We start from the raw sequence: 14618 nt of genomic DNA on the forward strand, positions 1-14618 counted from the left end.
TTTTTATTATAAGTGTTGGTAAAATGATTGTAATAAGAGCTTAAATACAAAAGGACTAGAAATCAAAATAGATTACTAGTCCTTTTTTTATTTATCCTCCATTTACGGGAAAGAACTCCCGTTGGTGAAGGTTCCACTTTATAATTTATTTTCGTATTTATTTTTACTAGTTAAACCATGGTAAAAATACTTAGCAAATTTTAACCCATCCTTTTTAATCACACCACGATATAAACTATACAAAATTAGGTAGGGATAAAAAACAAGAAGTTGGTTCATTTTCGCGTTTCGATTCATAAATATGACAACGTTTCGGTACATAAAGTATTCTGATAACCCCGAAATTTGATTGATCGAAGCAGAACCTTTATGAATAACTTTTGCATCACAGTAACAGATCACTTCATAACCCATCTTTTTTATATTTAAACACCATTCTGTCTCTTCATAGAATAAAAAATAATCCTCAGGGAAATACCCGACTTCATTAAGGATATTGCTCTTGAAAAGTAAACAGGCACCACCGACATAATCACACGAGATTATTTTTCCTTTTACTTGATCTTCATGAACTAGATTATTTAAAACATTGACTCTTCCTGTATTAAAATTAATCATCGCACCAGTAGATTGAACAAGCTCAGGTTTATCATACTCACAAACTCTAGGTCCTACTACACCAACATTTGGATTTGTTTCTAGATAATCCAATAACATTTTCAAAAAGTCTTTATCAGTAATGACATCGTTATTTAAAATACAAATGTAATCGGCATTCTGATCTTTTGCGAATTTCATTCCGATATTGTTTCCGCCCGCATATCCTAAATTGGCACCAGTTTGAAGGAATGTATGTTGTGGAAACCTTTGCTTTAAAATAGCTTCAGAATTATCTTTTGAAAAATTATCGACAATTATAATTTTAAAATTTTCATAATTAATTTTTTCTGCTTCTTCTACACAGGCAATTGTATCATCTGGATTATTGTAATTAAGAATTACAATATAAACAGAAGGTAAATATTTAGTACTTATATCCAAAATGTCTTGCTCCCTTCACTTGCTAATCATTCAATTCTAAACAAAAACATAGAGACTATAAAAACTAATTAACGAATAATTCTTTGTTTTACTATATTTGCTAGCTTTACGACAATAGAATCCTTAATAATCAGTAATCCAACGAAATATATGCTAAACCCAATGAACAATTGAACGAAAGTAACTAGCAATGGACTAAAATTTAATAATCGATCAACTGTGATAGCGGATAAATAAACCATCATGCTTAATACAAAATATTTCATGAACATTTTAATGAAGCTTTTTATATTAAAGTATTTTCTTGCAAAGAACAATTGAATTATTGCACCAGTTCCTTCAGCAATCAAAAGTGCTAAGGTTGTTGCTGTGCTTGCCATATGAGCTACTAAAAGTATATTGGTTATTAAACTTAGAATAGCCCCAATCGTAATGGAAATAGCATATTTATTTTGCTGATTTGTAGAAACTAAAATCTGGATACCAAAAATATTGGCTAAACCAACAAAAAATATTACCGGGCTCATTATTATTAGTAAGTTTATTACAGATTTAAATTCACTTCCTAAGAACCAGGCAACGAAATTATGAGAAATTCCCATTAAACCCAGAGTCATCGGTAAGGTAATCATTAAGACAAATTGAAGGGAATAGTCAATGTATTTTTTCATTGAATCTATATTGCCTTGTGAATATTCTTTTGCCATTCTTGGAAGCAACACCGTACCTAATGATGTAATAAACCCTAATGCGATTCGAATTACTTTGTCTGCTTGGTTATAGTAACCAACCTCTACTTCTCCAGAAACCCGTCCTAATACAATTTTGTTAACAAGGATATAAATTTGAATCATAATCTGTGGTAAGAACAAACTTATGATTGGCATTAGATGAACTTTAATATCTTTAAAAGTGATTTTTTGGAATTTTATAGTTTTTAATAATGGAATCCACATGATTAACTGGCCAATGAAAAGGGTTATTGCATTAATCATTATATAAATGGGTAAATCATCTATTTCTTTGACGAAAGTAAATATTAATGTAATGCTGACTATTCTCACTACTATATTTCTAGTCGTTATACTTTTAACTTGCTCCTGACCAATATAGTACCATGAGATATCAATTGATGTAGCAATTAAAGTGAAAATGTGGATTAAAAAAAACATCTTATAATCGTTAACTGTCAATATGAATAGTCCATAAATTAATAGAGTAAGCAGTGAAATAAATAGTTGAATACAATAAATCGACCAAAATTCCTTTGATCTTTCTTCCAAATTCATTTTTGTTGCAATTTGTCTACTCCCGTACATCGGAATACTCAAAATAGCAAAAACTAAAAATAGTTGAACAATAGATATTACATATGCATCAGTTCCTATTCCCTCTGGTTTTAATACCCTTGAAACATAGGGTGTCGTGATAAAGGGGGTAAGGACTAATAGTAATTGATATATGACCGTATATAAATAGTTTGATATGAGTTTGCCCATAGAATGGATTCAATTCCTTCTAAAAGTTTTATATTTATATGAAAATTTTTTCAATTATCTTGTAAAATGGAATCATTTAAGAATAACATTAAAGGTTATTATAAACAACGTTATGACATATTTCTACAAGTATTCGGTAAAAATAAAATGGATGCTCTAAATAAATAATGTTGAATGATACAGAAATATCCTTTTTTGTAGTAAACATATTAAATTTTTATTAAATAGAAAAATGCGCACATTGAATGTGTATAGTGGATATATTATACTAAATCTATTGTGAAATTTGTCTGTGACTATGTAAGACTATACCTATTATTTAATACATAAAAGGAGTTATTCATGAATAAAAAGATTTTTTACCTAATGCATGTGGATTGGAGTTGGATAAAACAAAGACCACATTTTCTTGCTGAAAATTTAAGTAAAGTATTTAATATTTTAGTTTTTCATTTATACTCAAGGAATAGAAAGGTTATGACTTCTAATCCTTCTGATATTAATAAGCTTCCTATCATCACATTTCCATTAAAACGCATTAAAATATTTAATATCTTAAGCATTGCATCTCAAAAGATAATTTTTTACTTTTACCTTAAACAAAAGAAACCAGAAATTATCTGGATTACCTATCCGGCTTTGTATGATTATTTACCAAAAAAGGAGTTAAAAAATTACAAAGTTATTTATGATTGTATGGATGATGTACAGGGCTTTAATAATATTCCGAGAATAAAAAAAGAGCTTGAAATATCAGAAATACAATTGTTAAAAGATGCTGATCATGTGTTTGTTTCGAGTGAGAACCTGCGAGATAAGATTGTTCAAAGGGGCTGTAATAGGGATAAAACGACCTTGGTGAGAAATGGATATGATGGAAAAATTATTGATCCGATAGAACAAAATAACAGTAGTGAAATATTTAAAATAGCTTATATTGGGACAATATCGGAATGGGTAAATTTCGACATGATTGTAGAGAGCACGAAGAGCGTTGATAACATTGAGTATCACTTTTATGGACCAATTGATTGCGAAGTGCCAACAAATAGTAAAATAATTTTTCATGGTCCTGTAAAACATGAGGATTTATATAAGACCATTCAGGATTGTAGTTGTTTAATCATGCCGTTTAAGGTGAATGAATTAATTCTATCTGTAGATCCAGTTAAATTATATGAATACATTAACTTCAATAAGAATATTATTACTGTTTATTATCCTGAAATAGAGCGATTTAATGACTTTGTTTATTTTTATCATAATAGTGAAGAGTATTTTGAACTACTGCGACAATTAAAGGAAAATAATCAGATAAAGTACGATAGAATTCAACGATATGATTTTCTTAAAGAAAATTCTTGGGAAAAACGCTCTGAAGTCGTGATAGATATTATTAATAAAAAGTTTTTCTAACACATATAAAAAGATAAAACGGGATTCAGAATGTCTGATCCCGTTTTATCTTTTTAGTCCACCGGAATATTTTCTTTTTTTAATCCTAAATGTTCTCGTAATTGATCTGACAAACTCTGTCTAGTCTCATCTTCAACAATGTAATACCATATATCGCTTTTGCCATTGTTGATAATTTTCCCGGTTCCTTCAATTTCTATTCTATCAATCGCTTCAGCTGCAGGTTTATATTGCTTCTGAATGCCAAGCATCTCATTTAAAGTTAGGTTTGTTTTGATATTTTTTTCTAGTGCTTGTAATATATCGTCATAATTAGTTAATGATTTTAAGGATAGTCCCTTATCAATAACTTTTGAAATTACTTCACGTTGTCTTTCTTGTCGTCCGAAATCTCCTTTTGGGTCTTGTTTTCTCATTCGAGAATATTGAAGTGCTTCTTCTCCATCAAGGTGCTGTTTTCCAGTGGGAAGATATGTTCCGTCCAATTCAAATGCATATTGATTATTCACATTAATTCCACCTACAGCATCAACAATATCTCTAAAACCTTCCATATTAACCTCAGTGTAATAATCGATTGGGATGTTTAGAAAATGTTCAATCGAATTAATTGTCATTTGGATTCCGCCAAAGGCGTATGCGTGGTTCATTTTATCAAATCTATTGTTATCTTCATCTTTACTATCAATTAATTTTGCTCTAGTATCCCGAGGAATACTTATGAGTATTGTCGATTTTTTTTCAGGGTTTAGAGTCATCACTAACATTGAATCAGTTCGACCATTATCTCCATCCCTTTCATCCACTCCTACAAGCAGAATCGAAATTGGATCCTTTTTGACAAACTCTACTTTGTCATCTCTCTTTTCTGAAACTTTCCTCTCAATCGGCTTATTCATATTATTTACCGCACTTGCCACATCACTGTATATATTATAAAGATATATACCTAACCCTGTAATTAAAAGGGAAGAAGCAATCATAATTATCCGTTTCCAGTTAAGCTTTTTCTTCTTTTTATTCTCCATTCTACTTCGCATTAATAAGTATCCCTTCTTTACAATAAAGTCAAATACTGACATCTAAATACAATCATACTAAAAATTATAAGCCCCTACTAACAAAAGATGCAACAATAATTAAAAATTTGACAAACCAATATACAAAATCCGACAAGTTGGTGCTATAATAGGTTTTTGTATAGAAAATGGGTACTCCATTATAAACGATATTGTAAATATATTTTTATCATTAGTAAACGTATTGGATATGATACTTAGTATTACTTTAATGAATGTAATTATAAATAAATTATTTAAATAGCAAAAAGTAGATATGAAAGTGTGTGTGAAAATTGTGGGAAATGCAAAAGTTGCCATAAGTATAGTTACCTATAATAGCCAGCATATTTTTACTGTTTTAGATAATGTAAAGAAGGAATTTGGAGGGGATGATCGTTTTCGATTTGTCATATTTGATAACAACTCTAATCCTGATTATCAGAAAAGATTAAAGGAATATGAAGATTTTGTTGATATTACCTTTTATAAAGAAAACAACGGATTTGGATTTGGCCATAATTATAACTTGTTGGAGGCAACTGAAGATTATTTTCTTGTATTTAATCCAGATATCATTCTAAAACGAGAAGATCTTTTAAAGATGATTTCTAATATGGATAATGATCGTACGATTTCTCTCCTTGTTCCAAAGGTATTGAATCCAGATGGAACCACTCAACATTTAATTCGAGACCGGGTTACGGTTTTTGATTATGCTTTACGGTTTATTCCGTTTAAATTCGTGAAAAATATATTTGATAAGCGACTTGCATCTTATGAATGCCGGAACCTACCAGGCGATCGTTTGATCGATATTCGGATTGGATCTGGGTGCTTTATGTTGATTCGTGGTTCGGTATTTAAAGAAGTAAACGGTTTCGATGATCGCTATTTTATGTATTTTGAGGACTATGATCTTTGCTTAGAACTAAAACGACGAAATAAGCGCATCGTCTATACTCCGTTCTCTAATGTCGTTCATTATTACGAAAGGGGCGCACATAAAAACTCAAATTTATTTAAAATCTTTATCAAATCAATGATTAAATATTTTAATAAATGGGGTTGGAAGTTGGTATAAGATAAAATACTAAATACTTTACGAATTTACGGAGGTTCATTATGGAAGGTATAAAGTTAATAAAGGATTTAATCAAAGTTTTTAAAAAATATATCTGGATCATTTTATTAGGTGTATTAGTTGGTGGCGGTATTGGGAAATTGTTAGTTCCTTCAGGTCCTGCACCAACCTATAAGTCATCTGCGTTAATTCTTGTTCAAAAGAAGCAAGCTGAAACAGGTGTTGTCATTTCACAAGGAGATGAAACAGGGAGATTTTTAAATACTGCTGTAAGATTAATTGAAACAAGAGCCATATTGGATGATGTAAAAAATGAATTGGATTTAAAGGAAAGTACTAAAGATTTAGAGGATATGATTGAAGTTGTTATTGAAAGTAACTCAAATATTATTAAAGTAACAGTTGAATCGGAAGATGCCAATAAAGCAACAGATATTGCTAATGCTACAATAGGTGCATTTGCCAAACAAGCGAGTCAATATTTAGATATAGACAGTGCAACTGTGGTTGAAAAAGCAAAAAACGGATTAGAAACGCAAATTCTTCATACTCGCTCAAATGCGAATATTGCAATGGGGGTTATTTTGGGTCTAATAATTAGTACCATTGCAGCGTTTTGGTTAAATAGTGTATCTAATCGAAAAAAACATGTGAAATAATATGGCGAATATTCAAGTTTTTTATTCACTTATAGATTTTGAGACTGGATTCATTGGAAAGGGGTCATCATTATCGTGATAAATCCTTATTTTATACATAGTTTTTCTTTTATCGCAGTATTGGTGGCCTACCTATTCAATTGGTCTAATTTATATCCAGACCTAGGCCTATCATTATTGATGTTTTTGATGCTGTCTATTCTTGTAGCAATCCTTCTTGGTCGCTATATTATGAAAAATAATATAATCGTTTTTCATAATATTCCTTATAGAGATTATTTTGCTTGGATTACTTATGGAATTTTGTTTGGATACATTATAGAGTTTATTTATCACCGTAATTTTCCATTATTGGCAATCTTGACAAATACATCATTAAGCTATGATGAATTTGGGATTCCAACCTTCCATGTTTTTTTAGTTACGTTTAATTCCTTTTTCTCAATTACGTTATTTCAAGTTATTTTATCAAAAACAGAAAAAAGAATAAAAACAATTGTGCTATTTATCCTGAATTTAGTCCCCTCTTTACTCATAATAAACAGAGGTATGTTAGTTATTATTTTAATAAGCTGCGTCTTCGTTTATTTAATAAAATTTCAAAATAAAATAACACTAAAGAAAATAGTAGGATTATCCTTTGTATTAGTGATCTGTTTGTATTTTTTTGGTGTTGTTGGAAATATGAGGGTCAATAGTTCATATAATACCTGGAACGTCAATGTTTGATAATTCGCTCTTTTTACAAATAGGGGGAGCTACTGAAGAATTTAAAGAATCACCTATTCCAAAAGAATTTTTTTGGCCGTACATCTATATATCGTCACCTTTAGCAAACCTCCAGGAAACGATTAACCATTATGAGTACGAAGAAGATATCTCACTTTCTGATACATTTGTGTTTTCAGTAACACAAGTTTTACCTGATTTTATTAGCAAGAGAATTGTGGCATTTTATGAAATTGTAATACCAAATAGTTTACAAATTACCCCTGAGTTAAATGTATCAACTGCTTTTGCACAATCCTATGTTATTTTAGGATGGGTTGGTGTGTCCCTTTTAACCTTGTTCATGTTTATTTTTGCTTTGTTTTACATTCTCCTGCTAAAAAGTTTAAATAGTGAATATTTCATTGTCGGTGTTGCCATTTTGAATTCAATTTTTGTATTCAATACATTTAGTAATATGTTTTCATTCACGGGACTAAGTTTCCAGCTAGTGTATCCAATTTTGTTTACACTGCTTTCAGTAAAAAAAATAATACCAAAAGGACAAGCAATATGAAAACGACTGTCGTAATGGTGGTATATAACATTAAGGTTAATTATTCAAAAACATTTCAAGCATTAAGTAACTTACTAAATCAAAATATGATCGATAAAGATTTATCCATCATTATTTATGATAATAGTCCAGTTAAGCAGGAAATACCGTCAGAATATAAGTACTTAAATATTCTTTATAAACATGACCCAAGAAATATAGGAATTGTGACTGCTTATAATTATGCGTTTCAAAAGGCTAAGGAAGAAGGAAGTGAATGGTTGCTTTTATTAGACCATGATACCGAGCTGACCGAAGATTATTTTGCTCAATTACATCTTCTAGATTCCTTTGATAAAAATATTGCAGCAGTCGTTCCGCAAATTCATTGTGAGAATCAGATGATTTCTCCTGTATACAGTGATCGATTGCGTCCGCTACAGGGGGAAAGGCCGGGAACGGGAGAACAAAACACCCCTGTCATGGCAATTAATTCTGGTGCTTTCATCCGTGTATCTTTCTTAGATAAAATCAATGGTTTTAACTCGGAGTTCCCATTGGATTATCTTGACCATTGGCTATTCCATGAAATTTATCATAATGGTAGTAAAGTTTGGGTGCTCGACACGAAATTGGAGCATGAGTTATCGGTAATGGATTACAGTCGCGTGTCGCTTAAACGTTATCAGAGCATTTTAGATTCTGAAATCAATTTTTATAAACATTATAAAAAGGAATTGCTGCCAGCCTATCGAACTCAGTTAGTGAAGCGTTTAGTAAAACAATTCCTTACGGTTAAAAACAAAAAGATAGCAGCGTATACACTGCGTCGGATTGTTTCGATGTAGAAAGGATTTTTTATAATGAAGAAAACAGTTTGTTTAGCAACCTATAATGGAGGTCCCTTCATCGTACGCCAGCTCGATTCGGTTATCGAGCAATTACATAAAGATGATCAGGTGATTGTAGTCGATGATGGTTCAAAGGATTCAACTGTTACCTTAATTAACGAGAAGTATGGTAAGCGAGTAGAAGTTTATGTCAATGAACAAAACATGGGTGCGATCAAAAGCTTTGAAAAAGCGATGAAGCTGGCAAAAGGTGAGATCATTTTCCTTTGCGATCAAGATGATATTTGGGAAGCTGACAAGGTTGACAAGGTTATGAACGCATTCAAACAACAACGTGCTGATCTGGTTGTCCATGATGCCTTTGTGGTTGATGGAGATTTGAACATGATGAACGAGTCATGGAATGAGTATAACGGTAATAATGTCAAACAGGGCATAGCAGGAAATGTGATTAAAAATGCCTTTACCGGTGCGATGATGGCCTTTAAAAAAGATCTAGTACCGCTATTTCTTCCTTTACCAAAAAGTATTGAAATGCATGATCAATGGATTGCACTCGTCTGTATGCTTGAAAAAAAGAAAATTGTTTACATAGATAAGCCATTAATGAAGTATGTCCGTCATGGTGGGAATGTAACAGGAATGCGAAAACGATCCATTTCCGAACAAATGAAAGGACGGCTAGGAACGCTGACTGCAATTCTTCAATTTAAAAAGAGCAAACCTTGATTCTTACGTTTGTGTTACAAAAGTCAAGGCTTGTTTGTCTTTTTTTTACTGGTTCTTTATAATAAATGAGGATGAATGGCGATAATTGTATTATTTTGTAGATAAGACAAAATTCTGAGGAGTTGTTTTTTTATGAAAGGAATTATTCTTGCAGGTGGTAGTGGAACACGTCTGTATCCATTAACGAAAGTCGTTTCCAAACAACTGCTGCCTGTTTACGATAAACCGATGATTTATTACCCACTATCCGTATTAATGCTAGCTGGAATTAAAGATATTTTAATCATTTCTACTCCAGAGGATACCCCTCGTTTTGAACAAATTCTAGGGGATGGCTCTGATTTAGGGATGAACTTTTCCTATAAAATTCAACCACATCCAGGTGGACTGGCTCAAGCCTTTATTATTGGCGATGAGTTTATTGGCAATGACAATGTTGCCCTAGTTCTTGGCGATAATATTTTCTACGGTCATGGATTAACTGATTTATTAAGAAAAGCGGCAGCTCGTGAAACGGGTGCATCTGTATTTGGATATTATGTAAACGATCCGGAACGCTTTGGGGTTGTTGAGTTTGATGCAAACGGTAAAGCGGTATCAATTGAGGAAAAGCCTGCTGAACCAAAATCAAATTATGCTGTAACCGGTCTTTATTTTTATGATAATCGTGTGGTTGACATTGCAAAGAATATCAAGCCTTCTCCACGTGGAGAACTAGAAATTACCGATATTAATAAAGCTTATTTAGAGATGGGCGAGCTAAATGTTGAATTACTTGGCCGCGGTTATGCTTGGTTGGACACTGGGACTCATGCGTCTCTTCTAGAAGCTTCACAATTTATTGAAACTGTTGAAAAGCGTCAATCATTAAAAATTGCTTGTTTAGAAGAAATTGCATATAAAATGGGCTATATTACAAAAGATAAGTTATTAGAACTTGCTGAGCCATTAATGAAAAATCAATACGGTCAGTATTTAGTAAAAGTAGCAAGTCAAGTAATGAAATGAGGGTAAACAAATGAATGTCATTGAAACAAAACTTTCTGGTGTGAAAATACTAGAACCTAAGGTGTTTGGAGATCATCGCGGTTATTTTATGGAAAGCTATAATAAAGAAGTTTTCGATCATTTAGGCTTGCATTTTGATTTTATTCAGGACAATCAATCGCTATCTGCTCCCGTAGGAACATTACGCGGTTTACATTTTCAATTGAATCCGAAAGCACAAACAAAAGTTGTTCGTTGCGTAACAGGTGCTATTTATGATGTGGCGGTTGATATTCGAAAGGGTTCACCTACATACGGCGAATGGGTTGGCGTTATTTTAAGCGAGCACAATAAGCGTCAATTACTTGTGCCAAAAGGCTTTGCACACGGATTTTGTACATTGGTCCCTGATACTACAGTTGCTTATAAAGTGGACGAGTATTATTCTCCTGAGCACGATGGCGGAATTCTATGGAACGATCCAGCGCTTGCAATCGATTGGCCGACAACAAATCCTATCCTTTCCGAAAAGGATACAAAGCATCCAGTATTAGCAGAAGCAACCCATCTTAATTTTGTGTTTGAGGAATAGGAGGCAACTATAGATGAAATTATTAATTACAGGCGGTGCCGGTTTTATCGGCAGCAATTTTGTTCGTTATATGGTCAAAAAATATCCAAATTATAATATCGTAAATCTTGATTTACTAACTTATGCAGGAAATCTTGAAAACCTAAAGGATATCGAAAATGCGCCAAATTATAAATTTGTTCGTGGCGATATCGCTGATTGTGACTTTATTAATGGCTTATTTCAGGAAGAAAAGTTTGATTATGTATTGAACTTTGCTGCTGAGTCACACGTTGACAGAAGTATTACAGACCCAGGAATCTTTGTGCAAACAAATATTCAAGGTACATTAGCACTTCTAGATGCTGCAAAAACACTAGGTGTGAAAAAATACTTACAGGTTTCAACAGATGAAGTATATGGTACGCTAGGTGAAACAGGTTACTTTACAGAAGAAACACCACTTGCTGCAAACAGCCCATACAGTGCAAGTAAAGCAGGGGCTGACCTATTGGTTCGTGCTTATAATGAAACATTTGGTTTACCTGTTAATATCACTCGTTGTTCCAATAACTATGGACCATTCCATTTCCCTGAAAAGCTAATTCCGTTAATGATTATTAATGCATTAAACGACAAAGAGCTTCCTGTATATGGAGATGGCTTAAACGTTCGTGACTGGCTTCATGTAGAAGACCATTGCCAAGCAATTGACCTTGTATTACATAATGGTCGCGATGGAGAGGTTTACAATGTAGGAGGAAACAACGAGCGTACGAATATTGAAATCGTTAAAACGATTCTAAAGGCATTAGACAAGCCAGAATCACTTATTAAATATGTAAAAGACCGCCCAGGACATGATCGTCGCTATGCGATTGATGCAACAAAGCTTCGCACCGAGCTTGGCTGGACACCAAAATATACATTTGAAACAGGTATTAAGCAAACCATCCAATGGTATTTAGACAATAAAGATTGGTGGGAAAACATCATTTCAGGTGAGTACCAGGATTATTTTAAATCCCAATATGGTGACAGATTAGAGGTAGAGTAATGAAATTTGTAATTACAGGTGTTAAAGGACAATTAGGCTATGATTTAGTGAAACAATTGTCTGGAGCAAATCATGAAGTCATTGGTATCGATCGAGAAGAACTGGATATTACAGATGAGTCAGCGGTGTTAGCCTACATCGAAGAAGTAAAGCCAGATGCAATTCTTCATTGCGCTGCATTTACAAATGTCGATGCTGCGGAAGAGCAAAAGGATGCTGCCTATGCAGTTAATGCTTTAGGACCAAAATATCTTGCACAAGCAGCAAGCAAGGTTGGCGCAAAAATGGTCTATGTTAGTACAGATTACGTCTTCAATGGTTCTGCTTCTGAACCATATGAGCCAGACCAAGCAACAGATCCGCTAGGCGTTTATGGGGAAACAAAGCTTGCTGGTGAAGAATTTGTTAAGCAATACTTAGACAACTACTTCATTGTCCGTACAGCATGGGTGTATGGCATTAACGGTCATAACTTCGTGAAGACGATGCTTCGTCTTGGTGAAGAGCGCGGTGAAGTCGGTGTGGTTCACGATCAAATCGGTTCACCAACCTACACAGTGGATTTAGCTGCATTTATGATTGAATTAGTTCAATCAGAGAAGTACGGAATTTACCACGCTACAAACGAGGGTGTATGCTCTTGGTATGAGTTTGCAGTAGAAATTTTCAAGCAGGCTGGAATGGATGTAAAGGTTAATCCATTAACTTCAGATCAATTCCCACGTCCTGCAGCACGCCCAAGCTATTCGGTTTTAAGCAAGAAGAAAATTGCAGAACAAGGCTTTACACCTTTACGTGATTGGAAAGAAGCATTAGCTGCATATTTAACTGAACTAAATTAATAATATGGGGTATAGAGAACGCTGTTGTGGCATTCTCTATACCCCTTTTATAATAAAAGAGTTCTTTTTTTGACATAAATCAAAAATAAGTTACTTATGTATTCTTTTTCACAAAGTTCCGTCTAATTAATTGGCTAATGTTAATATTACAATGGAGAAAATTGTACAAAGTTACAAATATTACAGGTTCTTTTCATTTATTAAATATAGTAAACTCCATATATTGTTGGCTAAATAATAGTTTCATTGATGTATAGACTGTGCTATAATCCATTAGGAGTATTTTATCGAAATTTGGAATGAAAAAATTTTTTGGAAAGAAAAAAATTCAATTTATATAAATAATTAACAACATGATTTTAAAAAATAAGGTAATGATATTAGTATGGAGGGTCCTTAATGTTGTATTTTACTTTGTTCCTGTGTTTTTGTGCTTCGATCTTCCTCACACCGTTTGTAAAAAAATTAGCTTTTAAAATTGGCGCAACTGACAAACCCAATCAGCGTAAAGTTCATCAAAAAATAATGCCACGCTTGGGCGGGTTGGCTATATATATTAGTTTCTTGATTGGTATTATTATTATTCAGCCAAGTGAAAATTTCCATTTGCCACTGTTAAATCCAACAGGAGCAGGACATCTTCATCTAGCGATCATATTAGGAAGTTTAATCATCATCCTGACAGGTGCTTTAGATGATGTAAAAGAAATATCTCCTAAAGTAAAATTATTTGGTCAAATTCTAGCATCGTTCGTGGTCGTGGTTCTTGGTGATGTTAAGGTTGACTTCATCAACCTCCCTTTTAGTGGCGGAGAACTAAACTTCGGTATGTTAAGTATCCCTATTACAATGGTGTGGATAATCGGTATCACAAACGCAATTAATTTAATTGATGGATTAGATGGATTAGCAGCTGGTGTATCAACAATAGCTCTCCTTACTATATCTGGAATGGCCTATATGATGGGGAATCCATACGTAATGGTTGTTGCATTAATTGCTGCTGTATCAAGTCTTGGATTCCTAGTTTATAATTTCCATCCAGCTAAAATTTTTATGGGAGACACAGGAGCATTATTTCTTGGTTTCTTAATCAGTGTTCTTTCATTACTCGGCTTCAAAAACGTTACGTTCATTTCCTTAATTATTCCTGTCATTATATTAGGAGTGCCAATCTCGGATACATTCTTCGCGATTATAAGAAGATTGGTCAATAAGCAGCCTCTATCTGCACCAGATAAATCGCATTTACACCATTGCTTATTGCGTGCTGGTTATTCACATAAGCAAACAGTATTGCTCATATATGCAATGAGTGCCATTTTTGGACTTGCGGCCTTTATCTTTTCACAAGCAACGATTCGTGGCTCGGTTTTGATTTTACTTACAATTTTGATTATCATTGAGTTGTTTGTTGAGAAGATTGGACTTGTTAGAGAAGATTATAAACCGTTGTTAAAATTGTTAAGAGGCTTAAGACCGATCAATATGAGGGATAAATAAATTGAAAAAATAGGGCGGACTCACAAATGTGAATCTGCCCTTGATTTGTTTGTCTAT

General features: G+C 33.1%; 15 protein-coding genes. 12 read left to right on the forward strand and 3 right to left on the reverse strand.

The window, feature by feature from the left end; translation table 11 throughout:
- Window positions 1-138: 138 nt before the first annotated feature.
- A complete protein-coding gene (locus RGF10_RS03245; RefSeq protein WP_318507240.1) occupies window positions 139-1041 on the reverse strand; it encodes a glycosyltransferase family 2 protein in 903 nt (300 codons plus the stop codon).
- Window positions 1042-1109: 68 nt separating this feature from the next.
- Window positions 1110-2540 carry an oligosaccharide flippase family protein gene (locus RGF10_RS03250; RefSeq protein WP_318507242.1) on the reverse strand — a complete coding sequence of 477 codons (1431 nt, stop codon included), beginning with the start codon at window positions 2538-2540 and terminating at the stop codon, window positions 1110-1112.
- 342 nt (window positions 2541-2882) lie between these two features.
- Here RGF10_RS03250 and RGF10_RS03255 point away from each other — a divergent pair, with 342 nt between their 5' ends.
- Window positions 2883-3956: a glycosyltransferase family protein gene (locus RGF10_RS03255; RefSeq protein WP_318507244.1), complete on the forward strand. Its 1074-nt coding sequence runs from the start codon at window positions 2883-2885 to the stop codon at window positions 3954-3956.
- Between the two features lie 53 nt (window positions 3957-4009).
- On the opposite strand, the gene RGF10_RS03260 is transcribed toward RGF10_RS03255, so the two are convergent.
- A complete protein-coding gene (locus tag RGF10_RS03260) occupies window positions 4010-4996 on the reverse strand; it encodes an LCP family glycopolymer transferase (protein ID WP_318507246.1) in 987 nt (328 codons plus the stop codon).
- 316 nt (window positions 4997-5312) lie between these two features.
- Here RGF10_RS03260 and RGF10_RS03265 point away from each other — a divergent pair, with 316 nt between their 5' ends.
- From RGF10_RS03265 to RGF10_RS03315, 11 genes are all read left to right on the forward strand, one after another.
- On the forward strand, window positions 5313-6098 hold the full coding sequence (locus RGF10_RS03265) for a glycosyltransferase (RefSeq protein WP_318507248.1): 786 nt from the start codon (window positions 5313-5315) through the stop codon (window positions 6096-6098).
- A 41-nt stretch (window positions 6099-6139) separates the two neighbouring features.
- Window positions 6140-6757, forward strand: a complete 618-nt coding sequence (locus RGF10_RS03270; RefSeq protein WP_318507251.1) for a YveK family protein — start codon at window positions 6140-6142, stop codon at window positions 6755-6757.
- Window positions 6758-6832: 75 nt separating this feature from the next.
- Window positions 6833-7486 carry a hypothetical protein gene (locus RGF10_RS03275; protein ID WP_318507254.1) on the forward strand — a complete coding sequence of 218 codons (654 nt, stop codon included), beginning with the start codon at window positions 6833-6835 and terminating at the stop codon, window positions 7484-7486.
- Window positions 7479-8042 carry a hypothetical protein gene (locus RGF10_RS03280; RefSeq protein ID WP_318507256.1) on the forward strand — a complete coding sequence of 188 codons (564 nt, stop codon included), beginning with the start codon at window positions 7479-7481 and terminating at the stop codon, window positions 8040-8042. Before RGF10_RS03275 ends, RGF10_RS03280 begins: the two co-directional genes overlap by 8 nt.
- A complete protein-coding gene (locus RGF10_RS03285; protein WP_318507259.1) occupies window positions 8039-8869 on the forward strand; it encodes a glycosyltransferase in 831 nt (276 codons plus the stop codon). The genes RGF10_RS03280 and RGF10_RS03285 overlap by 4 nt, the downstream gene beginning before the upstream one ends.
- A gap of 15 nt (window positions 8870-8884) precedes the next feature.
- Window positions 8885-9601, forward strand: coding sequence for a glycosyltransferase family 2 protein (locus RGF10_RS03290; RefSeq protein ID WP_318507261.1), 717 nt, complete (start codon window positions 8885-8887; stop codon window positions 9599-9601).
- A gap of 132 nt (window positions 9602-9733) precedes the next feature.
- Window positions 9734-10609: a glucose-1-phosphate thymidylyltransferase RfbA gene (rfbA, locus tag RGF10_RS03295; protein ID WP_318507263.1), complete on the forward strand. Its 876-nt coding sequence runs from the start codon at window positions 9734-9736 to the stop codon at window positions 10607-10609.
- A gap of 10 nt (window positions 10610-10619) precedes the next feature.
- Window positions 10620-11180, forward strand: a complete 561-nt coding sequence (rfbC, locus tag RGF10_RS03300) for a dTDP-4-dehydrorhamnose 3,5-epimerase (protein WP_318507266.1) — start codon at window positions 10620-10622, stop codon at window positions 11178-11180.
- Between the two features lie 13 nt (window positions 11181-11193).
- Window positions 11194-12216 (forward strand): dTDP-glucose 4,6-dehydratase, encoded by a 1023-nt coding sequence (gene rfbB / locus RGF10_RS03305; RefSeq protein ID WP_318507268.1) that lies wholly within the window; start codon window positions 11194-11196, stop codon window positions 12214-12216.
- Window positions 12216-13058, forward strand: coding sequence for a dTDP-4-dehydrorhamnose reductase (gene rfbD, locus RGF10_RS03310; protein ID WP_318507270.1), 843 nt, complete (start codon window positions 12216-12218; stop codon window positions 13056-13058). The genes rfbB and rfbD overlap by 1 nt, the downstream gene beginning before the upstream one ends.
- Before the next feature lie 399 nt (window positions 13059-13457).
- Window positions 13458-14561, forward strand: a complete 1104-nt coding sequence (locus RGF10_RS03315; protein WP_318507272.1) for a glycosyltransferase family 4 protein — start codon at window positions 13458-13460, stop codon at window positions 14559-14561.
- Window positions 14562-14618: the final 57 nt, after the last annotated feature.

Source organism: Bacillus sp. T3, assembly GCF_033449965.1.
In the GTDB taxonomy this organism is placed as follows: domain Bacteria; phylum Bacillota; class Bacilli; order Bacillales; family Cytobacillaceae; genus Bacillus_BU.